At 69.3% G+C, this 23478-nt stretch carries 22 protein-coding genes; 9 read left to right on the forward strand and 13 right to left on the reverse strand.

Annotation, left to right across the window (positions count from 1 at the left end):
- Positions 1–5: 5 nt before the first annotated feature.
- On the reverse strand, positions 6–629 hold the full coding sequence (locus GLA29479_RS18310) for a TetR/AcrR family transcriptional regulator (RefSeq protein ID WP_057916281.1): 624 nt from the start codon (positions 627–629) through the stop codon (positions 6–8).
- Positions 630–700: 71 nt separating this feature from the next.
- Between GLA29479_RS18310 and GLA29479_RS24775 the strand changes: the two genes are divergently transcribed.
- The 4 genes from GLA29479_RS24775 to GLA29479_RS18325 all read left to right on the forward strand — a co-directional run bounded on the left by GLA29479_RS24775 (position 701) and on the right by GLA29479_RS18325 (position 8194).
- Positions 701–1039, forward strand: coding sequence for a hypothetical protein (locus GLA29479_RS24775; protein ID WP_144436602.1), 339 nt, complete (start codon positions 701–703; stop codon positions 1037–1039).
- Between the two features lie 359 nt (positions 1040–1398).
- Positions 1399–5403, forward strand: a complete 4005-nt coding sequence (locus tag GLA29479_RS18315; RefSeq protein WP_057972447.1) for a non-ribosomal peptide synthetase — start codon at positions 1399–1401, stop codon at positions 5401–5403.
- Positions 5404–5413: 10 nt separating this feature from the next.
- Complete coding sequence (locus GLA29479_RS18320; RefSeq protein ID WP_057972448.1) at positions 5414–6727, forward strand: glycosyltransferase; 1314 nt, start codon at positions 5414–5416, stop codon at positions 6725–6727.
- A gap of 198 nt (positions 6728–6925) precedes the next feature.
- The gene (locus GLA29479_RS18325; protein ID WP_057916277.1) at positions 6926–8194 is read left to right on the forward strand and encodes a patatin-like phospholipase family protein; all 1269 of its coding nucleotides are present in this window, start codon (positions 6926–6928) and stop codon (positions 8192–8194) included.
- Between the two features lie 43 nt (positions 8195–8237).
- Here the strand turns inward: GLA29479_RS18325 and GLA29479_RS18330 are convergent, their stop codons facing one another.
- Positions 8238–9911, reverse strand: coding sequence for a phosphoethanolamine transferase (locus GLA29479_RS18330; protein ID WP_057972449.1), 1674 nt, complete (start codon positions 9909–9911; stop codon positions 8238–8240).
- The gene (locus GLA29479_RS18335) at positions 9908–10687 is read right to left on the reverse strand and encodes a phosphatase PAP2 family protein (RefSeq protein WP_057972450.1); all 780 of its coding nucleotides are present in this window, start codon (positions 10685–10687) and stop codon (positions 9908–9910) included. The genes GLA29479_RS18330 and GLA29479_RS18335 overlap by 4 nt, the downstream gene beginning before the upstream one ends.
- 365 nt (positions 10688–11052) lie before the next feature.
- Between GLA29479_RS18335 and GLA29479_RS18340 the strand changes: the two genes are divergently transcribed.
- A complete protein-coding gene (locus tag GLA29479_RS18340; RefSeq protein WP_057972451.1) occupies positions 11053–11763 on the forward strand; it encodes a response regulator transcription factor in 711 nt (236 codons plus the stop codon).
- The gene (locus GLA29479_RS18345) at positions 11747–13069 is read left to right on the forward strand and encodes a sensor histidine kinase (protein ID WP_082638795.1); all 1323 of its coding nucleotides are present in this window, start codon (positions 11747–11749) and stop codon (positions 13067–13069) included. Before GLA29479_RS18340 ends, GLA29479_RS18345 begins: the two co-directional genes overlap by 17 nt.
- 25 nt (positions 13070–13094) lie before the next feature.
- Here the strand turns inward: GLA29479_RS18345 and GLA29479_RS18350 are convergent, their stop codons facing one another.
- From GLA29479_RS18350 to GLA29479_RS18365, 4 genes are all read right to left on the reverse strand, one after another.
- Positions 13095–14000, reverse strand: coding sequence for an EcsC family protein (locus tag GLA29479_RS18350; RefSeq protein WP_082638796.1), 906 nt, complete (start codon positions 13998–14000; stop codon positions 13095–13097).
- A 108-nt stretch (positions 14001–14108) separates the two neighbouring features.
- The gene (locus tag GLA29479_RS18355) at positions 14109–14510 is read right to left on the reverse strand and encodes a DUF3037 domain-containing protein (RefSeq protein ID WP_057972452.1); all 402 of its coding nucleotides are present in this window, start codon (positions 14508–14510) and stop codon (positions 14109–14111) included.
- Positions 14488–15264 (reverse strand): HipA family kinase, encoded by a 777-nt coding sequence (locus GLA29479_RS18360; RefSeq protein ID WP_057916272.1) that lies wholly within the window; start codon positions 15262–15264, stop codon positions 14488–14490. Before GLA29479_RS18360 ends, GLA29479_RS18355 begins: the two co-directional genes overlap by 23 nt.
- 139 nt (positions 15265–15403) lie before the next feature.
- Positions 15404–16096 (reverse strand): FMN-dependent NADH-azoreductase, encoded by a 693-nt coding sequence (locus GLA29479_RS18365; RefSeq protein ID WP_057972453.1) that lies wholly within the window; start codon positions 16094–16096, stop codon positions 15404–15406.
- A 138-nt stretch (positions 16097–16234) separates the two neighbouring features.
- Between GLA29479_RS18365 and gcvA the strand changes: the two genes are divergently transcribed.
- A complete protein-coding gene (gene gcvA, locus GLA29479_RS18370; protein ID WP_057972454.1) occupies positions 16235–17137 on the forward strand; it encodes a transcriptional regulator GcvA in 903 nt (300 codons plus the stop codon).
- A gap of 24 nt (positions 17138–17161) precedes the next feature.
- On the opposite strand, the gene GLA29479_RS18375 is transcribed toward gcvA, so the two are convergent.
- The gene (locus GLA29479_RS18375; RefSeq protein ID WP_057972455.1) at positions 17162–17569 is read right to left on the reverse strand and encodes a tautomerase family protein; all 408 of its coding nucleotides are present in this window, start codon (positions 17567–17569) and stop codon (positions 17162–17164) included.
- A gap of 131 nt (positions 17570–17700) precedes the next feature.
- On the opposite strand from GLA29479_RS18375, the gene GLA29479_RS18380 reads away from it, so the two are divergent.
- Complete coding sequence (locus tag GLA29479_RS18380) at positions 17701–18564, forward strand: LysR family transcriptional regulator (RefSeq protein WP_057972456.1); 864 nt, start codon at positions 17701–17703, stop codon at positions 18562–18564.
- A 371-nt stretch (positions 18565–18935) separates the two neighbouring features.
- Here the strand turns inward: GLA29479_RS18380 and ung are convergent, their stop codons facing one another.
- The 4 genes from ung to ftsE form a co-directional block, all read right to left on the reverse strand.
- Positions 18936–19640: a uracil-DNA glycosylase gene (ung, locus tag GLA29479_RS18385; RefSeq protein WP_057972457.1), complete on the reverse strand. Its 705-nt coding sequence runs from the start codon at positions 19638–19640 to the stop codon at positions 18936–18938.
- Entirely contained in the window at positions 19637–20488 is an 852-nt protein-coding gene (locus GLA29479_RS18390; protein WP_031373271.1) for a response regulator, read from the reverse strand. Before GLA29479_RS18390 ends, ung begins: the two co-directional genes overlap by 4 nt.
- Positions 20489–20642: 154 nt before the next feature.
- Positions 20643–21638, reverse strand: a complete 996-nt coding sequence (gene ftsX / locus GLA29479_RS18395; RefSeq protein ID WP_082638797.1) for a permease-like cell division protein FtsX — start codon at positions 21636–21638, stop codon at positions 20643–20645.
- Positions 21635–22321, reverse strand: coding sequence for a cell division ATP-binding protein FtsE (gene ftsE, locus GLA29479_RS18400; protein WP_057916266.1), 687 nt, complete (start codon positions 22319–22321; stop codon positions 21635–21637). Before ftsE ends, ftsX begins: the two co-directional genes overlap by 4 nt.
- Positions 22322–22609: 288 nt before the next feature.
- Between ftsE and GLA29479_RS18405 the strand changes: the two genes are divergently transcribed.
- Positions 22610–23044: a hypothetical protein gene (locus tag GLA29479_RS18405; RefSeq protein WP_057916265.1), complete on the forward strand. Its 435-nt coding sequence runs from the start codon at positions 22610–22612 to the stop codon at positions 23042–23044.
- A 122-nt stretch (positions 23045–23166) separates the two neighbouring features.
- Here GLA29479_RS18405 and rhlB read toward each other — a convergent pair whose 3' ends face one another.
- Positions 23167–23463 carry an ATP-dependent RNA helicase RhlB gene (gene rhlB / locus GLA29479_RS18410; RefSeq protein ID WP_057972458.1) on the reverse strand — a complete coding sequence of 99 codons (297 nt, stop codon included), beginning with the start codon at positions 23461–23463 and terminating at the stop codon, positions 23167–23169.
- Between the last annotated feature and the right edge of the window lie 15 nt (positions 23464–23478).

The following is a 23478-nucleotide window of genomic DNA, read 5'->3' on the forward strand; positions in this document are numbered from 1 at the left end:
CGGGTTCAGAAGCGCGCCCACCATTGCACCGAGCGCTCGAAGTAGCCGATCAGGGTCTGCACCAGGCGTTGCCGGTCCTGCGGCTCGCCGCAGGCGATGACCCGGTCGACCGCGCTGTGCATCGCGGTGAAGAAGATCACCGCGGTCAGGCGCGGGTCCGGCGCGGCCCAGACCCGCGCCGCGATGCCGCCTTCGAGCAGTTCGACCAGCTGATCGATGACCGGGTTCTCCTGCATCGCATGGCGGTCGTGGGTGCGCAGGTCGTGGAAGACGACATCGTGCAGCGCGACCTGGTCGAGGTAGCCCTCGACCGCGCTCTGCACCCAGGCGCGCAGGCGTGCCGGCCAATCGTTGGGTCGGCAGCGGTCCATGGCGTCGTGAAGACGGACGCGAAAGCCCTCGACGAAACGCTGCTGCAAGGCCAGCAGCAGATGCTCGCGGCTGGCGAAGTGGTCGCGCAGCACGCGCAGTTCCAGGCCGGCGCCGGCGGCGATGTCGGCCAGGGCGACGCGCTCGGTGCCACGCTCGACGAACAGGCGCGCAGCGACGTCCAGCAGCGCTTCGCGGGTCGGGACGGCGGCCGCCGCGAAAGCGGGCTCGGGCAGGGCAAACGACGACGGGGACGGCATCGACCGGCCTCAAATGAGAATGGCTCTCATCATATCCCAGGCCATGACGGCGCGCGCCGGCGCTACCGGCCATGCCGCTTGCCCCGCGTTCGCCGGACGTCTCGATCCGGGCCGGCCGCGCGTCGCAATCGATCGCCCCGCATCGCTCAAAGCGGCAGCGCGCGCGCCGCGGATATTCGCCGACGGGAAAATTCATTCGCGAAACCGAAAATCGAAAGCGCCTCGATGCCGCGCGGCATCACAAGCCGATCGTGATTTCGAACCGCGTTGCGATACCGCGCGGATACCGATATTTCAGCGGCGCAAACGCGAAAAATCGCTGCGGCGACAATATTCGCGCGATCTTGTCGCTTGTAGAAAAAACTTCACATATCCGTCTTGTGATCCGGCTCTCAACGCCGGCTTCGTAAATATTCGACTTGTGATCCGTCTCTCACCGATCTCGATGGACACGGCCGGAGCGCTCAGGGATATTGAATCCGAAGCGGCAGCGAAGCGCGATGCGGATCGCCGCCGCCGCAGGCGAACCACATAAGAACGCAAGCCCGCCATCCGCGCGAGTAGCGCAGTCGGCTGCTACGGACAGGGCTCGGCCCCGGCGCCAAGCGCCGCGGCGACGACGTACTTTTATTTCGAAACAAACATGGAGAGGGGGCCACTCGTAACGAGCTGGCCGCGGGATCGCGCGCGAGAACAACGCGTCGTCGGGCATGGCGCCCGCCGGCCGCTGACGGCGTGCGGCCAACGGCCGCCTCAAAGGATGCGCGCCATGAATGAATCCCACTGCCTTGCCCTGCCCCTGACCACCGCCCAGCGCGGACTGTGGGTCGGGCAGAAGATCGCCTCGGCCGAAGCCTCCATGAACATCGCCGAAGCCGTGGAGATTTGCGGCCCGGTCGATGCCGAGCTGTTCCTGCGCGCACTGCGCCAATTCACCCGCGAAGCCGATGCCACCCGTGTGCGCATCGTCGAACACGGCGGCCTGCCGCGCCAGATCGTGCGCGAGGAATACGAAAGCGACTTCCCTTATTTCGACCTCAGCCTGGAAGCCGACCCGCGCGCGGCCGCAGAACGCTGGATGCAGGCCGAACTCGCCAAGCCGGTCGACTTCGTCCACGACCCGCTCTGGGTCGGCGCGCTGTTCAAGCTCGCCGACGACCGCTATTGCTGGTACCAGCGCGCCCATCACACGATCTACGACGGCTACAGCGGCGGCATGACCGTACGCCGCATCAGCGAGTTGTACAGCGCCTATGTCGAAGGCCGCGAGCCCGAGCCCTGCGGCTACGGTTCGCTGGCGGCGCTGGTCGAAAGCGAAGCCGCCTACCGCGGCTCCGAACGTTTCCAGCGCGACCGCGCGTTCTGGCGCGAGCAACTGGCGGCCCTGCCCGAGGCGGTGACCCTGGCGCGCCGACGCGTGCGCAACAACGGCGGCCTGCGCCGCGCGCGCGGCCTGCTCGACGACGCGGCGCGCACGCGCCTGGTCGAGATCGCGCGCGATTGCGCCGTGAGCCTGCCGCAGGTACTGATCGCGCTGATCGCCGCCTACTACCATCGCGCCACCGGCGCCCACGACCTGGTGTTCGGCATGCCGGTCACCGGCCGCGTCAATCACGCCCTGCGCAGCACCCCGGGCATGGTCGCCAACGTGGTCGCGATCCGTTTGGCGATGAGCCCGCAGACGACCATGCCGGAACTGTTCGCGCAGGTCTCGCGCGTGGTCAGGCAGGCGCTGCGCCACCAGCAGTATCGCTACGAAGACCTGCGCCGCGACCTCGGCCTGGTCAATCCCGACCAGCACCTGGCCTGGCTCGGCATCAACATCGAGCCCTTCGACTACGGCAGCTTCGGCGGCCATCGTGCGACCGGGCATAACCTGCACAACGGTTCGGCCGAGGACCTGACCGTGTTCGTCTACGACCGCGACGACGGCGAAGGCCTGAGCTTCGACCTCGACGCCAACCCGACCCTGTACCCGGCCGCGGAACTCGACGAACACCGGCGCCGCCTGATGCGGCTGATCGAATCGGTGTCGGCCGATCCGTCCCTGAGCCTCGGCGCCATCGACGTGCTCGGCGGGGAAGAACGCGAACGCCTGCTGCGGGGCTGGAACGACACCGACGCACCGCTGCCGGACAGCACCGCGCTCGACCAGTTCGAACAGCAGGCCGCGCGCACCCCGGATGCGGTCGCGGTGATCGCCGGCGACACCGTGTTGAGCTATCGCCAACTCGACGAGAGCAGCACCCGCCTGGCCCGCCGCTTGATCGCGCGTGGCGTGCGCCCCGGCGACATCGTCGCCATCGCCCTGCCGCGCGACGAAGTGCTGATCGCGGCCCTGCTCGCGGTGTGGAAGGCCGGTGCGGCCTACCTGCCGCTGGACCCGGAAGCGCCGATCGAGCGCATCGCCCTGACCCTCGACGATGCCGCGCCCAGTCTGTTGCTGACCACTGCGAACTTCGCCGAGGCCTTCGCCGGCCGCGCCCTGCCGTTGGTGTTCGCCCACGAACAGGACGAGGCCTACGAGATCGACGTCGACGCCGCCCTGCCGCGCGCGCGCTTCGACGCCACCGCCTACCTGATCTACACCTCGGGCTCGACCGGCCGGCCCAAGGGCGTGCAAGTCACTCAGCGCAATCTCGGCAATTTCCTGCTCGCGACCCAGCGCCTGTTCGCGCCGACCGCGGCCGATCGATTCCTGGCCCAGACCACGGTCGCTTTCGACATCGCCTGCTTCGAGCTGTTCCTGCCGCTCAGCGTCGGCGCGCGCATCGTCGTGACCACCGCCGAGGTGGTGCGCAATCCGCTCGCCCTGGCCCGCCTGATCGCCGAGCACGCGCTCAATTTCGTCCAGGCCACACCGTCGCTGTGGCGCATGCTGCTGGCCAATCCGGAACTGCGCCTGGACGGTGTGCACGCGCTGTCGACCGGCGAAGCCTTGCCGCCGGAACTCGCCCAGCGCCTGGTCGCCGCGGCCGCGCGCGTGACCAATCTGTACGGGCCGACCGAAACCACGGTGTGGGCCAGCGCGATCGAGATCACCGCGGCCGACCTCGCCGACGGCGCGCCGCCGCCGATCGGCAAGCCGCTGTCGAACACCCGCGCCTACGTGCTCGACACCACGCTGAGCCCGGTGCCGACCGGCAGCGTCGGCGAGCTCTACATCGGCGGCGCCTGCGTCGCCAAGGGTTATCTGGGGCGCGACGACCTCACCGCCGAGCGCTTCATCGCCGATCCTTTCGCCGACCCGCTCAGCGCCGCCGACGCACGTCTGTATCGCACCGGCGACCTCGCGCGCTGGCGCGACGACGGCATCATCGAATACCTCGGCCGCGCCGACCAGCAGGTCAAGATCCGCGGCCACCGGGTCGAACTGGGCGAGATCGAAACCCATCTGCGCGCCGAGGAAACCGTGGCCGAGGTCGCGGTCGCCCTGCACACCGACGCCGCGGGACACGCGCTGCTCGCCGCCTATCTGGTGCCGGCGACCGGCCTGAGCCTCGACAGCGACGGCCTGCGCCGTCGTCTCGCCGCCAAGCTGCCCGACCACATGGTGCCTAGCGTCTACGTCGAACTGGCGGCCCTGCCGCTGACGCCGAGCGGGAAACTCGACCGCAAGGCGCTGGCGCCGCCGGAGCGCAACCGCCAGGCCGTCTATGCCGCGCCGCGCAGCGAAATCGAACGCAAGTTGGTGGCGCTGTGGCAGCAGATCTTCGGCCTCGAACGCGTCGGCATCCACGACAACTTCTTCGAGCTCGGCGGCGATTCGCTGACCGCCGCCGAACTGGTCGCCGCCTTCCCGCAGCATTTCGGCAGCGAGCTGTCGCTGGGCGCCCTGTTCGACGGCTCGACCATCGCCGGCCTGGCCGCGTATCTCGAGCGCAGCGGCGGCGAGAACGATCCGCTCGGCGCGCTGCTGTCGCTGCGCCCGACCGATCGCGAGCGGCCGCTGTTCTGCATCCATCCGGTAACCGGCTTCAGCTGGTCCTACGCCGGCATGTTGCGCCACCTCGACGAGACCCTGCCGGTGTACGCCCTGCAGTCGCGCGGCCTGCGCGGCGGCGGCGCCCTGCCCGGCAGCATCGAGGAGATCGCCGCCGACTACATCGCGCAGATGCGCCGGATCCAGCCGCAGGGGCCGTACCGTTTACTCGGCTGGTCGCTCGGCGGCCTGATCGGGCATGCCATCGCCGCGCAGTTGCAGCAGGTCGGCGAACGCATCGAACTGCTGGCGATGATGGATTCGTATCCGTTCGTGGCCGACGCCCACGACGCCCAGAGCGAAGCCCAACAGGCCGTGGCCGTGCTCAAGTTCCTCGGCTTCCACCACCGCACCCGCGACAACCCGCCGCAGGACATGCGCAGCCTGGCCGATCTGCTGTGCCGCGAGTACGAGGTGTTCTCGATTCCGCTGGTGCAAGAAATCATGAAGGCCGATGCGCGCCTGATCGAGAACGTCACCGCGGTGACCCGCAACAATCTGATGCTGGCGCGGCGTTACCGGCCGGCGCCGATCGAGACCGACGTGGTGTTCTTCAACGCCGGCCTCAAGGAGCACGTCGATCTGGACGGCCTGCTGCATTACCACGCCGCGGCTTGGCAGCCCTTCATCGGCGGGCGCATCGAGATCCACGACGTCGACTGCCATCACCAGTCGATGCTCGAACCGCGCGCGGCCGCCCACATCGGCCGCGTGCTGCGCGAGCGGCTGGACTCGCCGCCTCTGCCTTCCCCGCCACCGACGCCGGCCGCGCTCGCGGTCGCGTACTCGTAAGGAGACGCCCGTGTCCGATGCCATCGTCATCTTCACCGTCGGCACCCAAGGCGACGCACGCCCCTGCGTCGCCCTCGGCGTGGCCCTGCGCCAGGCCGGCCACCGGGTCCGCATCGTCACCAGCGACAACTTCGCCGGCATGGTGCGCGAGGCGGGGCTGGAGTTCTTCGCTCTCAGCGCCGACTTCAGCGATTTGCTGACCAACAACCCCGAGACCGTCGACAAGGCGCTCAACCCCTTGTTCCTGGTCAAGCACACGCGCGAGAAATTCGCCTCGATGGCTGCGACCTGGGTGCGCGAGACGCGGCCGGCCTGCGAGGGCGCGGCGCTGCTGATCGGCAACGGCATCGCCACCCAACTGGCCAAGGCCCTCGGCGAGGCCGAGGGCATCGCCTTCGTGCAGGCGCAGTTGCAACCGTTCACGCCTTCGCGCGAACTCTCGCCGCTGGCGTTCTGGTCGAAGGCGCGGTTCCCCGGCGCGGTCAACCTCGGCCTTTACCAACTCATGAAGCTGCTGGCCTGGTACACGCTCAAGCCCGCGGTCAACGACGTGATCCGCCCGCAACTCGGCCTGCCGCGCTATCCCTGGTACGGCCCCTATTTCGAGCGCGATCGCTTGCGCAAACGCGTGCTGTACGGCTACAGCCGCCACATCCTGCCGCGCCCCACCGACTGGCCCGAGGAGGCGCGCGTCACCGGCGGCTGGTTCCTCGACCAGGCCGAGCAGTGGCAGCCACCGCAGGCCCTGCAGGACTTCCTCGACGAAGGCGAGAAACCGATCTACATCGGTTTCGGCAGCATGCTGGCCAACAACGCTGAGGCCTTCACCGCGACCGTGCTCGAAGCCGCGCGCCTCAGCGGCCGCCGCGCCGTGCTGGCGACCGGCTGGGGCGGCCTGCGCGGCGAGCCCGGGCGTCGCGACGAGCGCACCTACGTGATCGACAACGCGCCGCACGACTGGCTGTTCCCGCGCATGGCGCTGGCCATGCATCACGGCGGCGCCGGCACCACCGCGGCGGCGGCGCGCGCCGGCATCCCCTCGGTGTTCGTGCCGTTCTTCGGCGATCAACCGTTCTGGGCGCGGCGTATGCACGAGCTGGGCGCGGCGCCGCCGGCCCTGGACCGCGTGAGCGTGACCGCGGCGCAGATGGCGCAGGCGATCGGCGCCGGGCTGCAGGCGCCTATGGTGCAGGCGGCCGCGCAACTCGGAAGGAAACACCGGCGCGGCTGCGCGCGGTGGAGGCCTTGGAGGCCTGAAACGCGGCGGCATCGGCCCGGCGGCCTGCCGCCCTCATCCGGCCCTGCGGGCCACCTTCTTCCGTAAACGGGAAAAGGCAGGCGCCGTCGCCCTCGCGAGCGCCTCAGGCCGCAAGGGCGAGGCGTACGAAGCGACCAGGCTCGGGGCGCAGACGGGTTCTCGCGGCGCCGCCCCCCATCCCAACCTGCAAGACGCGCTTCGGCGAGAATGACCGGCTGATCGCGCGATGTTCTCGTCGCGCCTCAAACCGCCGAGGCGTCCTCCATGAAAAGCACCGATGTCGAACTCGAGCGCCTGCGCATCCGCCGCGAAGCGCGCCGCGCCGCGCTCGCCGCCGACACCCGCGTCGCAGTCGAACGCGAGGGCCGTGCCGTCTGCCTGTCCGGCGGCGGCTATCGCGCCGCGCTGTTCCACCTGGGCGCCCTGTTGCGTTTGCACGAGAGCGGATTGCTCGCCGGGGTGACGATGTTCAGCTCGGTCTCGGGCGGCAGCATCGTCTCGGCCTGGCTCGCCTGCCGCTATCTCGACACCCGCCTCGACGGCGAAGCCTTCGCCGCCTGGAGCGACCGCATCGATTTCAGCGCGGTCGTGGTCGAGCCGTTCCGGGCCGTCGTCGCCCGCGACATCCGCACCGCACCCGTGCTCGCCACCGTCGCCTACAACTGGCTCTGGCCCTCGCACCGCATCGGCTTGCTCGAACGCCGCTATGCCGAGGTCTTCGGCGAACGCACGCTCGACGAATTGCCCGAATCGCCGGCCTTCGTGTTCTGCGCGACCGACCTCACCTTCGGGGTGAACTGGGAGTTTTCGCGTCGCCGGGTCGGCGACTACCTCGCCGGTTATCTGCGCGACGGCGCACGGCGCGTCGGCCTGGCCTGCGCGGTGGCCGCGTCCTCGTCGTTTCCGCCGGTGTTCGGCCCGGTCCGCTTCGACACCGAAGCCGGCGATTACCAGGGCGGCCACTACCAGGGCGACGATGGCGACGAATTACGCGCGCGCATCGAACTCAGCGACGGCGGCGTCTACGACAATCTCGCCACCGAGCCGGCGCTGCGCCGTTACCGCGAGGTGTTGGTGTCCGACGCCGGCGGGCCGTTCGCGTTCGAGACCCGGCGCTGGTGGCTGCAGCGGCTGCTGCGCTACACCCAGGTCGTCGGCAACCAGGCCGAGGCGCTGCGCAAGCGGCTGTTCTTCGGCCAGGCCGAGAGCGGCTCGCTGACCGGCGTGTACTGGAGCTTGAACGGCTCGCGCGACGAAGGCGCCGACGGCTACAGCCCGGCGCTGGTGCGCGAGGTGATCGGCCGGTTCCGCACCGATCTCGATCGCTTCCTCGACCCCGAGTTCGAGGTCCTGGTCAATCACGGCTACTTCGCTGCCGTCGACGCGATGTGGCGGCAGAACGGCTGGCATCCCGACAGTACCCAGAGCGCGAACTGGCCATATCCGCAGCGCGCCGACGAAAGCGAAGTCCGGCGCCTGTTGCGCCACAGCCACCGGCGCGTGCTGCACCGGCGCTGGTGGGGCGCGAGCTGAGCGCGTTGGCGCGCCGTCTGCGCTGCGTCAGCCCGGCGCCGCCTCAGGCCGGCGCTGTGGCGCCGGGCACGCAAGGCGCGAACAGGTCCAGGGCCTTGCGATAGACGCCGGTTTCGACCTGCATCAGGCCGAGCACCGAATGAAACAGGTTGTCCTGGCTGGCCGGCCGGCGCGATTCGTTGCGCAAGCACTGCAGGTCGAGGCCACGCGCGGCGCTGAAGCCGGGCGACATCCACATCACCATCGGCACCCGGGTCTGGGTCTTCGGCGCGATCGCGTACGGCACGCCGTGCAGGTACAGACCGTTCTCGCCGAGCGACTCGCCGTGGTCGGACAGATAGATCAACGCGGTGTCGCGACCGGCGTCGCCGGCCAGGTAACGGATCGTGCGGGCGAGGAATTCGTCGGTGGCCAACACCGCGTTGTCGTAGGCGTTGACGATCTGCTCGCGGCTGCAGCGCCCGAGCTCGTTGGTGTCGCAGGTCGGCGTGTAGCGGCGCAGGCGCTCGGGATAGCGGCGGAAATAACTCGGCCCGTGATTTCCGAGCTGATGCAGCACCACCACCGCATCGCCGCCGCGCACGTCGAGGCGTTCGCGTAGACCGCGCAGCATGACCTCGTCGAAGCAGCGCTCGGCATCGCAGAAGGCCGGATCGCGGTCGTGCTCGAACGACTCGAACGCCAGGCCCTTGCAGACGTTCTTGCAGCCGGTCTGATTGTCGCGCCACAGAGTCTGGATGCCGGCGTATTCGAGCACGTTGAGCAACGACTCCGAGCCCTCGATGCGGCGCTTGTCGTAGTTCTCGCGCCCGTACGGCGAGAACATGCACGGCACCGAGACCTCGGTGCTGCTGCCGCAGGCGGTCATGTCGGGGAAATTGATCGGCTGGATCCGCGCCAGCTCCGGCGTGGTCTGGCGCTGGTAACCGTTGAGGCCCCAGTTCTGCGCGCGCACGGTCTCGCCGACCACCAGCACCAGCAGACGCGGCTTGGCGCCGGGAGCACGGGCGGCGAGGCGCGCGTCGGTGCCGATCGGCATGCGGCCGCGCACCCGCGAGGCCGAATCGTCCAGCGCCACCCGCGCCAGCGAGACCAGATAATTCGCCGGCGTCACCAAGTGGCGAATCTCCTTGTGGTTGCGCATCAAGGCCGAGACATCCTGGAACGACAGCATCAGCGCCAGCACGCTGACCGCGAGCGCGGCCGACAGCGTACCCAGGCGAACCAGCACGGCGCGACCGAGCGGGCGCGGCTTCAACTTCAACCGCCACAGCAGCAGGGACGGCAGCACGCCGTACAACAGCATCGGCAGAATCAGCCCGGCACTGAGCAGTTCGCCGGATTCCTTGCCGTCGGACTGCAGCACGTTGCGCACCATGCCGGTGTCGAGATACACGCCGTATTGGCTCATGAAATGCGCGGCGGCGGCGGTGACCAGCAACAGGAGAGTCAGCAGCGGCTTCACCGTCCAACGGTTCAACAGCACCCCGAGCAGGAGCAGAGTGATCGCCACGATCGCCACGAACATGCAGGCGGCGATCCAGGCGCCCTTGCCGGCACTGAGGGCACCGGCGGCCGAGGCCGCGCGCCAGAACGCGCCGTTGGCGAACACCGCGAAGAACAGGCTCGCGCCCAGGGCGATGGTCTCGACGCTGGCCTCGGGCCGGTAGGCGAACCAGGCCGGCCAACGCAGCCGCGATCGGACGATCGCGTTCATCGGCCAGCCCCCGGCGCCAACGGCAAGGCGACCGCCGCGGGCGCCGCGTGCTTGGGCGGCGCCATCGCCAGGTACAGCGTCAGCGCCGCCGACCAGGCGATGCCGAGGGTCCACAGATCGTGCGAAAGAAAGTGCGCGCCGCGCAGCTGTTGCGCGAAACCGAACAGCAAGCCGAGGCCGAGGCCGACCGACAACCCGAGCCAACGCAGCCGCGGCTGCACGGCCAGGAAGAAGAAATACAAGGCGACCCAGGCATAACCCGCGCTGGCATGGCCGGCCGGAAAACAGCGCCCGCGCGCCAGCCCCGATGGGCGCTGCGAGAACAAGCCGAAGAACTCGTTGACGCCGCCGTAGCGGCTCAAGTCCCAGGGGCAATCCATGTCGGTGAGCGACTTCAGCGCCGACACCAGCGCTATCGCCAGCACGGTCGACAGCAACAGATACGCCAGCGGCCGCCGCCATTCGCTCAAGCCCGGGCGCAGGCGAGCGACGATCCACAATGCGAGCACGCCGAACCAGGCGGCGGTACTGGCGTCGCGGCCGAAACGATGGACCAATTGCTCGGTCAGATAGGCGTTCTGCAGCGCCCAATGCCCGCCTTGCCAGGCATAGAAACGGTCGGCCAGCCAGAAGTCGCCGCCCGTCATCGCCCAGGCCGTCAGGGCGAACCAGAGCAGCAGCGGCGCGGCGAGATGAGTCCGCAGGAAACGGCGATGCGTCGGGTCGTGCGGCGGCAAGAGAGCGGAACGGGCGAGGAAATAGGCGGAATGGTTCATCGACGGCGGCGGGCTCGCAGGGCGGCGAAGGCGATCCCGCAATGGGATCGGCCGGACCGGCGGCGATCATCGAAGCGCGGCTGTCGGAGAGCGGTCGGAGCCAGGTTCGCGCTTCGTTAAAGCGCAGCCGATGGCGCAAGCCGCAACCGCCAGCGTTCAGCTGCCGGCGTGGATCGCGAGTGTCCCGGCGACGCTCCGACACCGCTCCGACACGGCCTGGGCGACGCTGGCGGTTTGACCCGGCGGTGGGGCCCGGCGCCCGCGCCAGGTCCGGACCGAACACGGTCGGCGGCGGCCACGGGCCGCGCCGATGCGAATCGGGCACTATCGCAACGAGCCGCGAGCGGCGGCGGGAGACTCGGCGCATGCGCCTGTTGGTGGTGGAAGACAATCGCAGCCTGGTCGCCAACCTGTTCGATTATTTCGAGGCGCGCGGCTACACCCTCGATGCCGCACCCGACGGCCCGACCGGCCTGCACCTGGCGGTGACCCAACACTACGACGCGATCGTGCTGGACTGGATGCTGCCGCGCCTGGACGGGCGCGAGGTGTTGCGCTGCCTGCGCGAGGAAGCCGGGTCCGACGTGCCGGTGCTGATGCTGACCGCACGCGACGAACTGCCCGACAAGATCGCCGGCTTCCGCGCCGGCGCCGACGACTACCTGACCAAACCCTTCGCCCTGCCCGAACTCGAGGTCCGCCTGGAAGCGCTGATCGCGCGCGCGGCCGGACGCGGCCGCAGCCGGGTGTTGCAACTGGCCGACCTCAGGCTCGACCTGACCACCCTGGAAGTCAGCCGCGACGGGCGTGCGCTGCATTTGTATCCGGCCTGCCGCAAGTTGCTCGAAGTGCTGATGCAGTCGAGCCCGGCCGCGGTCACCCGCGAACGCCTCGAACACGCCTTGTGGGGCGACAGCCCGCCCGACGGCGACATGCTGCGCTCGCATATCTACGAGCTGCGCCGCGCCGTCGACGGCCCTTATCCGGTCAAGCTGATCCAGACCCTGCCGCGCGTCGGCTATCGCATCGCAGTGCCGGTCGCGGCCGCGGAGGGAGACGATGCCGGCGCCGCCTGACCCTCGCGCAGCCTCTGCCGACGCGAGCGCGAACGGCCGCGGCCGTTTCCGTTCGAGCCTGCAACGCCGCATCCTGCTCGGCGTGCTCGGCTACACCGCACTGCTGTCGATCGCGGTGGTCGTGCAGGGTTTCATCGTCAACGAGCACGCCGAGCACCTGGTGTGGACCTCGCTGATGGATTCCGAGCTCGATCACTTCATCGAGCGCCGCCGGATCGAGCCCGACTACCGCTGGATCGACACCGAATCGCTAAGGCTCTACGACAGCCGCGGCACCCGGCCGATTCCCGCCGACTTGCAGGCGCTCGGGCCCGGCGTGCACGACGACATCCTGGTCGACGGCGGCGAGCGCGTGGTGATGGTGCGCGACGTCGACGGCGGGCGCCTGACCCTGTCGCTCGACATCACCGATATGGAGCACAGCGAATTCGACTTGGCGCTGACCATCGCCGGCGCGGCGCTGACGACCTTGCTGTTGCTGGCGGTAATGATCGCCTGGGGCGTGCACCGCCTGGTGCGCCCGCTCAGCCACATGGCCCAACGCATCGGCGGTCTGCAGCCCGATCGCGCCGGCCAGCGCATCGAGGTGCCGGACGCGGCGAGTTCGGAACTGGTGGTGATCGCCGATGCGGTCAACGACTATCTGGAACGCAACGATCGCTTCGTCGAACGCGAACGCGCCTTCATCGACAGCGCCAGCCACGAACTGCGCACGCCGATCGCGGTGATCGCCGGCTCGACCGAACTGGCGCTCGAACAACGCGAACTGCCGACCGGCGCGCAGTTGCAGCTCGAACGCATCCGCCGTACCGCGCGCGACGTCGAACAGCTGATTTCGCTGTTGCTGGTGCTCGCCAAGGACCCGCAGCGCCTGGCCGCGAGCGCCGACCGCGTCGCCCTGGATCAGCTGCTGCCGGAAATCGTCGAAGACCACCGTCACCTGACCCGCGACAAAGACCTGAGCTTGGCGCTGGGGCCGATGCCGCATTGCGAGATCGTCGCGCCGTTGCCGATCGTGCAGGCGGCGATCGGCAACCTGCTGCGCAACGCCATCGAGAACAGCGACCGCGGCGAGATCGCGATCCGCCTGTCCGCGGATGCGACCGTAATCATCGAAGACCCGGGCCACGGCATGACGCCGGAGGAGATCAGCGCGATCTATGCGCGCGTCGCGCGCGGCGGCCGCGAAGGCGGCGGCATCGGCCTGGACCTGATCTCGCGCCTGTGCGAGCACCTGGGCTGGAGTCTGCGTTTCGATGCCGCCGAACGCGGCACGCGCACTACGCTGAGCTTGCGGCCCGGTTGATTCGCGGGGATGGCGAGCGGGTGGCCTAGTCGCCCGCCGCTTCGTCTCCGCGCGGCGCCGGCAAGGCCCGCGTCGGCGCCGGTGCCGACAGCGACGCCGGGGCGGTGCGCTGGCGTTCGTAGGCGCGCGCGACTTCGGCGTGACCGTATTTGCGTTCCAGGCGCTTGACGATGAAGTGGCCGCGCGCCATGTCCTGATAGTGATTGGTGAACAGCATGTTCATCGTCGCCGCGGTCGCCGCGCCGATCACCGGCACCAGCTGCGCCGCGGTCTTCTCGCCGACCACCACGCCGAAGCGCGTGGCGACCACGTCGACCAGTTTGCTCATCCAGGCCGTGGCCTGCTTCTTGGCGTAGGCATGGGTGGCGTGCTGGGCGCCGCGCCGGCCGGCCAGCCCGGCCAGTTCCAGCCGGCCGACTTCGGCCAGGGCGGTGCGGACGGCGTAGTAACCGGACGCGGACGCATCGTCCTCGTCGCTGCCGCCGCCGAAGGCGAACACTTCCACGCAAGCGGCCTGCACTTCGGGATCGGACAGCGAGAACCCTTCGCTGCGGGCGATGTCGGCGACCGCGCGCATCATCACCACGGTCGACACCGGCAACTCCGCGGCCAGGCCGGCGGCGCCGAAGAAACCGCCGACCGCACCGACCGCGCCGGCGACGAATTTGTGGCTCTTGGTCGAAGAGGCCTTGCTCGGCTCGTCCTTGACCGTCCACAGCGCCGCCGCGGCCGCCTTATGCAGGGCGCCATGCACGATGTTCTGGATCCTGCGGCTGACGAAGCCGGGCAGCTTGGACATGCCGAATTCGATCGGTGCGCCGACGAAAGCGGTCATGCGCGCGGTGATCGACGGGGTTTCCAGCAGCGCCACCGCGCGCTTGAGATCGGCCGCGTCGGCGGTGTCGTCGAAGATGTCCTGGCCCTGCTCCATTCGCTCTCGCTCCGTCTCGGCTTGCCGCTCGCTGCCGCGATCGGACGATCGCGGTATGGCGAACATAGGGGCGCCGGCGCCGCGCAACAAGCCCGCGCCGGCGCGGCGTCAGTCCCGCGCCGGGATCGGCCGCACCATGCGCTCGAGCAGGTGCTCGACGATCCGTTCGGGTTCGAGGCAACGGCCGGTGTGCACCGGCGACATCTGGATGATCGAGCTGCGCTTGGCGGTGAGCCAATGGAACCGAGCCCGCGCCGGCAACTGGCCGATCGGGCCGGCGTCGCGGCCGCCGCGGCAGATGCGCTCGATCGCCTGCAGGTGCAGTCGCACCGCCTCGATGTCGACGCCGGGGTCGAGCGCGCGCAGGCGCGCCTCGTCGAGTTCGATCCCGGCGACCAGCAGGCTCGAACCCGGGCACGAGACCAATACGCCGACGTTGACGAATTCTTCGCGTTCGACCCGCGGTACCACGCGGATCACCGCATAGTCATAGGGAGAGCGAGCGGGCATGGATCGCCTCCTCCACGAATGCGCGCGGCGCTTGCACGCGGCGGTTCAGATAATCGGCATAGGCCTGGCGGTGCGCGGCGGCATCGGCGAAGCCGGGTTCGTCGACCAGCCAGCTGTCGGGCACCAGCTCGACGATGGACTGCACCAGCGCGGGCGTGACCGCCGCGGCCATCGCCGCGTCGACCTCGGCGATGTGGCTGGCGAACGGCAGCAGCACATGGTCCTTGACCGGCGCGAAACGACTGCCCGCGGCGTTGCCGGCGTTGGCCCAGTCGTGATGAAAGTACAGGGCGGCGCCGTGGTCGATCAGGGTCAGGCGCCGATGCCACAGCAACATGTTGGTGTTGCGCGCGGTGCGGTCGACGTTGGTGACGAAAGCGTCGAACCAGGCGATGCGCGAGGCCAGCTCGTCGCTCGGGCGGTCGACCAGCGGATCGTAGTTGACCGAACCGGGCAGGTAGTCGAGCGCGAGGTTGAGACCGGCGCTAGCGCGGATCAGGTGTTGGATCTCCGGATCGGGCTCGGTACGGGCCATGTCGGCGTCGAGTTCGATCAGGACGATTTCCGGCACCGGCAGCTCCAGACGGCGGGCCAGCTCGCCGGCCACGATCTCGGCGACCAGGGCCTTGCGGCCCTGGCCGGCGCCGCGGAACTTCATCACGTACAGGCCATCGTCGTCGGCTTCGACGACGGCCGGCAGCGAGCCGCCTTCGCGCAGCGGGGTGACGTAGCGGGTGGCGCAGACGGTCCTCAACACGGACGCTCCATTGCGGTCGGCTCGGCGGTGACGGGCGATCGCGGCGATGCGCGATCAGGCCGCCCACCTTAGGTCGAGCGACGCCAAAAGCAAAATCCGCGGCTTGGATTCGCCACTGAAGTCCGCTTCCGCCGTCTCAAGCCGCCTTGCGCGTTTCGCCTTGACGCGACAGACGCTCGACCAGGGCATCGACCTGCGCTTCGGCGCTTTCGATCGAGCGACGCAAGTCGTCGCCGCCGAACTCGTCGTATTCGATGGCGGCGCCGTGCGCGTCGGTGATGCCGAGGTAGCGCATCGGCGTCAGCACCGAGGGTTCGACGTGGTTGATCGATTCCAAGCGTTCGCCCTTGCCGTAGCCGTAGTCGCCGCGCGAGCTGAGCAAGACCAGGCGCTTGCCGGCGTCGGCGAGCATCGGCCAGTACGGTTCGCCTTCGCGCGAACGGTCGAAACCGAAGGTGCGGCCGACCCGGACGACGTTGTCGATCCAGGCCTTCAACGGGGCCGGCACGCCGAAGTTGTACATCGGCACGCCGATCACGATCAGGTCGGCGGCGATCAGCTCGTCGATCAAGGCATCGCTTTCGGCCAGCACCTCGTGCATCCAGTCCTCGCGCTGCGCGAGCGGAGTGAAGGCGGCATGGATCCAGCGGCCGCTGACCGGGGTCGGCGGGGCGACGCCGACGTCGCGCTGGGCGATGGGGTCGTCGGGATGGCGCTCGCGCCAGCGGCGCACGAAGCGGGCGCTGAGACGGCGGCTGTGCGAGCCGTGGGCCGCGCGGTCCGAGGCATGCGGGCGGGCGCTGGAGTCGATGTGCAGGAGTCGGGTCATGACGGTTCTCGTGGCGGGCCCATGGATGAGCCCTGATCATGTTCAGGCCGGGATGGCGCTGGATGCCGCCATGTTGATCCGGGCTTGCGGACCCGACAAACTCCGATTACTCAGCCGATAGAAGAATTTTCCTCACCCATGTCCGGACGCCGCCTGCCCCCGCTCGGTTCCCTGCGCGCCTTCGAGGCCGCGGCGCGCCTGCACAGTTTCAAGCGCGCCGCCGAAGAGTTGTCGGTCACCCCGACCGCGATCAGCCATCAGATCCGCGCGCTGGAAGCGCAGATCGGCGTGCGCTTGTTCGAGCGCCAGACCCGGCGGGTGGCGATGACCGCCGAGGCGGCCTTGCTGTACCCGGTGCTGCGCGACGGCTTCGATGCCTTCGCCGAGGCCATCGCCGCGATCGCGGCGCGACGGCAACGCCGCGCCCTGACCTTGTCGGCGACCCTGTCGTTCACCGCCAAGTGGCTGGTGCCGCGGGTGGCCTCGTTCCGCGCCGCCTACCCCGACCTCGACCTGCGCTTGCACGCTTCCGACGACCCGGTCGACCTGCACGGCGGCGTCGCCGATGCGGCGATCCGCTACGGCCGCGGCCCCTACCCGGGCCTGGTCGCCGAACGCTTGATCGAGAACCGCTTCGCCCCGGTGTGCAGCCCGCGCCTGGACCTGCGACGCCCAGAGGATCTGCGCGCGCAGTCGTTGCTGCACTCGGAATGGCGCCATCCGACCGAGGACACGCCGACTTGGCAAGCCTGGTGCGCGCGCGCCGGCCTGGCCGGGCTCGATGTCGAGGCCGGCCTGCGTTTCACCGACGAAAGCCATGCGATCCAGGCGGCGATCGCCGGCCACGGCGTGGCCCTGTTGAGTCTGGCCCTGGTCGCCGACGATCTCGCCGCCGGCACGCTGGTGCAGCCGTTCGGCCCGGTGCTCGAAGGCTACCCGCATTGGTTCGTGCGGCCGGACACCCCGCCGAGCGCGGAGGTGCTGGCGCTGCGCGATTGGCTGCGCAGCGAGGCGACGGTCGAAGCCGCGTCGGCGGATTGAACCAGCGTCCGGCGTATCGGCGCTTCAGGCCGCAGCGATCCGCGCCGCCTGATAACGCTGCTCCTGGGTCAGGCCGCCGTAGCCGTAGGCGGCCGCGCGCGCATCGATGACATGGATGTACGAGGTTTCGTGCACGTCGCCGATCAGCGCCGACAGCTCCGCATGCATCCGCTGCAGGTAGCGCGCTTTCTCGGCCTTGGTGTTGGTCTCGTCGGTGATGCTGATATCGAGGTGGAAAGCGTTGCGCCCCCACTCGGCCAACGAACGGCCGTCGATGAACCAGTGCGGCCGGTCGACGTAATGGATCGCGACCGCGACCAGTTCGCGCGGTTTGCCGAGGACCTCGACGGTCAGATCGGCGATCGCCGCGGCGGCGCGGCGGCTGAGGTCGGCATCGGGGGTTCCGGAAAGTTGCAGGTTGATATGCGGCATGGCGGCGTTCCTGTAAGGGCCGAGACGGTTCGGCGCGATTCGATGGGCTCAGCTTAGGCTTGCGCCAGCCATCGGAATAGCGGGAAGATCCGGCTCTATCCATCGGATCGGCCGATGGCGCAGGAATCGCCATGAGCACGCTCGACCTCGAACAGCTGAAGGCCTTTATCGCGGTCGCCGAGGCGGGCAGCATTTCCGGCGGCGCCGAACGCGTGTTCCGTTCGCAGTCGGCGGTCAGCGAGCAGATCCAGAAGCTCGAACGCGCGGCCGACACCGCCTTGCTGCTGCGCTCGCGCCACGGCGTCGTCCCGACCCCGGCCGGCGAACGCCTGATCGGCCATGCGCGGCAAATGCTCGCCCTGGGCGAACTGGCCCTGCACGACGTGCGCCGCGAACTGCGCCGCACCGAGGTACGCCTGGCGATCAGCGATTACTTCCGGCCCGACGACATCGCCGGGCTGTTGCGTCATCTCGCCCGTCACTGCCCGCAGTTGCAACTGCAGGTGACGATGGGCCAGAGCGCGGCGCTCGCGCAGGGCCATGCCGAGGGCGTGTTCGACTTGGCGTTGACGATGGAAGTCGAATCGACCGCGCGACCGCGCCGGCGCGCGACCCTCGGCGAATTGCGGCGTGAACCGCTGGCCTGGGCGGCGGCGGCCGGACTGGACCTGCGCAATGAAACGACCTTGCCGCTGGTGCTGCTGCCGCCGAGTTGCAGCCTGCACCAGACCGCTTTGCGTGCGCTGCAACGACAGCGCCTCGCCCACCGCATCGTCCATCTCGGCAGCGGCGTGGCCGGCGTGCAGGCGGCGTTGCGCGCGGGCCTGGGCCTGGGCTGCCTCAATGTCTCGGCGATCGGCGAAGGCCTGATGGTCGCGCGTTCGAGCCGGCTGCCGGCCTTGCCCGTCTGCGTATTCCGCTTATTGCCGGCGCCGGCCGATGCGAACCCGGCCCTGCGCGAAGCCGGCGAGGCCTTGCAGGCGTATTTCGCCTGAGCGCCAGAAGGCGGCGCCTGCTTTCAGGGTAGGAGCGGCGCGAGCCGCGACCACGAACCCTCCGATCGCGCCGACATCAACGCGAATCGCGGCACGCACATGCGTCCGAATATCGTCATTACACCGCGCGCCCGAACATGGCGGTCGCGGCTTATGCCGCTCCTACAAAAGCGGCGACTGCAGGAGCGACGTGAGTCGCGACCACGATGCATCCGATCACGCCGAAACCGTTGCGCAAGGCGATCGCGGCGACGCATGCAGGCATCGCAATTACGCAATACGCCGGATACGGCGGTCGCGGCTCGTGACCGCAGGAAATCCCCGTGGGACGCCGCTCCTACCCTTACGAGCCTTCGGCTGCGGTTATGCGCTCAAAGCGCATCGCGCGCCGGCAAAGTCCAATCGATCGGGCCCTTGCCGTGGCGCGACAGGTACTCGTTGGCGGTGGAGAAATGCCCGCAGCCGATGAAGCCGCGGTGCGCCGACAAGGGCGAGGGATGCGGCGCCTTCAGCACGCGATGGCGGCCGGCGTCGATGACCTTGCCCTTGGCCTGGGCGTAGCTGCCCCACAGCAGGAACACCAGGCCCTCGCGTTCGCGATTGAGGGTGTCGACGACGTGGTCGGTGAAACCTTCCCAGCCCTTGCCCTGATGCGCGCCGGCGCGGCCTTCCTCGACCGTCAGCACGGCGTTGAGCAGCAGCACGCCGCGTTGCGCCCACGGCAGCAGGCAGCCGTGATCGGGCCGGGCGATGCCGAGGTCGCGCTGGATTTCCTTGAAGATGTTGTCGAGCGACGGCGGCACCGGCACGCCGGGCTGGACCGAGAAACACAGCCCGTGCGCCTGGCCGTAACCGTGGTACGGGTCCTGGCCGAGGATGACGACCTTGACCTGCTCGAACGGGGTGGCGTCGAAGGCCGAGAAGATCTGCGGGCCGGGCGGGAAGATGCGCGCGCCGGCCGCCTTGCGCTCGCGCAGGAAGCGCGACAGCGACTGCATGTCCTCGCGCGCGAACCAGTCGCCGACGCGGGCTTTCCAGGAGGCGTCGAGCTTGGGCTCGCGATCGACGTCGTTCATGCCGGCAACGCCGTCGGCTCGAGCCGAGACAGGCGCAACTGGAACAGGGTCTTGGTCACCAGCAGGCGCTCCTCGATCGGCTTGAGCACCAGGTCGTTGGCGCCGGCGCGCAACAGCTCGCTCTGGTTGTCGCGGTTGGCGTCGCCGGTCATCACCAACACCGGCAGACGACGCTTGCCGTAAGCGAAGTCGTTGCGCAGCCGGGCCAGCAAATCCTTGCCCCCCAGCTCGCCCTTCAAATACACGTCGGTCAGCACCAGGTCGGCGCCGGCATCGCCGCCGGCCGCGCCGCTGGCGCGATGGGCTTCCAGATGCTCCAGCGCCTCTTCGACGCCGATGAAGTGCAACACCTGCAGGGCGTGACGCTCGAGCATGCGCTTGGTCGCCACCGCGACCACCCGGCTGTCTTCGACGTAGAGCACGCGCGCGCCGGGAATCGGCTGCGGCTGCACATAGCCGCGAATGAACTCGGCCAGGGCGTTGGGGCCGAGCGCCTTGTCGAAATAATCGGTGACGTCTTCGGTGAAGCGGCGCGCTTCCAGATGCGCCTGGGCATCGCCGGAGACCACGATCACCGGCACATAGGCTTGGGCCGCGGCTTCGCGCACGGCGCGCGCCAGGGCGATGCCGTCGCCGTCGGGCAGGACCAGGGCGGTGGTGACCAGGTCGACTTCGCCATGATCGAGCGCGACGCGCGCCTCGATGATGCTGCCGCACTGGACGATGCGGGTGTTCGGCAGCTCGCGCATCAGGACATCGGCGATGAGCTTGCGCACCAGCTTGGAGCCGTCGACCACCATCACCCGCGGTGCGGTGTTTTCGAAGTGACGTAGATTCTGGCTTTGCATATCAGGAACGGTACCGTGTCGGCGACGCAGGGCCGACGCCCGAGGGCATCGACGCCAAGCGCACAGGCGGGGGAACCCGATTCTAGGCGGAAGCGGCCGCCGAATCCGAGTCTCAAGCAACATCCTGACAACCGCGCGACAAGGCGCGGGCCGCTCAGCCTTGGCCGGAGCGGTTCTGGCGCAGGTAGTGGCCGGTCACGAAACCGGCGCCGAGCCAGCCCAGCGCGGCCGCGCCGGCCAGGATCGCCAAGGCCTGCGGCAAGTCGAAGCCCTGCAGCTCGAAATGGCTGCCGTAACTCGTGGCCAGGGCGGTCAGCGGTTCGCGCAGGGTGCGGTCGGCCGCAGTCAGCAAGGCCAGCGCGACCGCGCCGGCGGCCAGGCCGTAGCAGGCGCCCAGGTACAGGAAGGGCCGGCGGATGAAGCCGTCGGTGGCGCCGAGCAATTGCAGCACCCCGATCTCGTCGCGCCGCGACTGGATGTCCAGGCGCACGGTGTTGCCGACCACCAGCAGGGCGCCCAGGCCCAGCATCGCCGCGAGCAGCCAGGCCAGGCGGATGCCGAACCGCAGCCAGCCGTCGAGGCGCTGGCGCCAACCGGCGTCGTGCTGGACCAGGTCGGTCTCGGCCAGGCTGCCGAGCGATTCGGCCAGGGCCAGTTCGTCGCCCTTCGGCGTCACCAGCAACAGGCTCGGCAACGGATTGCCTTCGATCGCGCTCAGGCTGTCGCCGAGACCGCTCTTCTCGCGCAGATCGGCCAGGCCCTGCTCGGGCGTGCGCAGCTCGATGGCGCCGATGTCCGGCCGCGCGCGCAGTTCCTCGGCCAAGCTGCGGGCGCGCTCGAGCTTGATCTCGGGCTTGAGGAACAGACTGATCTGGCGCGACTGCTGCACTTCGCCGGCGAAGCGTTCGATGTTGCTCAGCGCCGCCCACAGGCCGAGCGGCAAGGCCAGGGCCACCGCCATCACCCCGATCGTCAGCAACGCCGCCCAGGGCTTGCTCAGCAATCGGCCGACGCTGGCGACCAGGCTGTAGAGATGATGGTCGAACCACACCCCCAAGCGCGACTGCACCGCCGACTCGACCGCGAGGTCGTCGTCGCGCGACACCGGGGCTTCGATGCCGGAAGGCTCTTGAGTCGGAAAGGAGCTCATTCGGCCAGGTCCTCGGGCGCGATGTCGTCGACCAGGCGGCCCTGGTTGAGTACCAGCACCCGCTTCTTCATGCGCTTGACCAGGGCCAGGTCGTGGCTGGCCACCAGCACGCTGGTGCCGCGTTCGGGCAAGGACTGGAACAGGGTCATGATTTCCGCCGACAAGGTCGGGTCGAGGTTGCCGGTCGGTTCGTCGGCAACCAACAGTCGCGGCTCGCCGATGATCGCCCGCGCGATCCCCACGCGTTGTTGTTCGCCCGCGGACAACTCGCCCGGCAAGGCCGCGGCGCGCGCGCCCAGGCCGACTTTCTCCAGGGTCATGCGTACGCGCCGGCCGATGTCGGGGCGGCGCAGGCCGCGCAACAACAACGGCAGGGCGACGTTATCGGCGACGCTGCGATCGGCGAGCAGGCGGTGATCCTGGAACACCACGCCGATCTCGCGCCGGTGCAGGGCGATGCGGCGGCCGCCGACCTTGAGCAGGTTGCGCTCGCCGAACAACACCGCGCCGCGGCTCGGGCGTTCGCTGAGATGGATGAGCTTGAGCAGGGTGCTTTTGCCGGCGCCGGAGTGGCCGGTGACGAACAGCATCTCGCCCGGCGCCACCTCGAAGCTGACTTCGCTGAGGGCCTCGTGGCCGCTGCTGTAGCGTTTGCTGACGTTGTCGAAGCGCAATACGGTCATGGCCGGAAGTATCGCAGAGCGAATCGCCGGAGACATCACGTTTCGGCTTCGGTGTTTGGCCTATGTTCGCGCTGCGGTCGTCGCGCGGCTTCGACGACGAATCGACGGCACCGACCGGCCTCGCAGACCGGCCGGCACGGCACGACCGCAGCGGGCCCGGTCTCGGCACAGCCGTCCAAGCCACCCGCGCAACCCCTTGCAGCACCTTGATCGTCCGACACAGCAAGCACCGCCGCCGGCCCCGATGGCCGGCGCGGACCGTCGTCGACTTCATCAAGGAGCACCACCATGCAAACGACCAAGGCCCACCTCGCGCTCGCCCTGCTCGCCCTCGGCCTGTACGCCGAGAACGCCCGCGCCGAGCAGTACGACCCGCCGCTCAACGTCGCCACCCTGGCCTGCCCGGCCGGCTCGACCGGCTACGGCAACGCCCGCTTCATCGTGTTTCCCTCGTTCGGCAGCGCGCCGCCGAACTGGCGCTTGACGATCTGGTGCAGCGCCGGCGGCAGCGGCCGCCGCGGCCATTTCGAGCCCGGCAGCAGCGGCGTGTACACCACCTGGCCGTATGCCGGCGGCGCCTTCGGCATCGGCTGGCCGGCCTCGCCGAACTACAGCAATCAGCTGCAGTTGCTCGACATCGACATCGACGGCGATCTCGACGTGTTCCAACTCGTCGAGACCTCGGCCAATACCTGGTCGGTGTTCGTCAGCAGGACGCTGTGACGAACGACCGCAGCGAACCTCGCCGACATGGCGGGGTTCGCAGGCGGGGGGCGCTGGCGAGTTTTGCGGACAGGATCGACGGCAGGCCGCGGGCCTGCCGTCGACGGATCGCTACGCGGCGATCAGTGCTGCGAACGCGGCGGACGCGCGACCAGCGACTTGAGCTTGCGGCTGATGCGGCCCAGCAGCGAAGGCTTGGCCTCGCCGGCCGGCGCCGCGGCAGCCGCGGCGGGCTTGTGCGCAGGCTTGGCCGCGGGCTTCGGCGCGGTCGGCTTGGCGGCGATGTTCTCGCCCTGGCTCGCGTTCGGCGCGCCGTTGTCGGTTTCGGCGCCTTCGATGCGACGGCCGCCGCGACGGCGACGACGCTTGCGCGGTGCGCGCTCGCCCTCGACCGCCGGCACGCCGGTGGTGGCGGTCACGTCGCTTTCCGGCTT

The sequence above is a fragment of the Lysobacter antibioticus genome, assembly GCF_001442535.1.
Lineage (GTDB): Bacteria > Pseudomonadota > Gammaproteobacteria > Xanthomonadales > Xanthomonadaceae > Lysobacter > Lysobacter antibioticus.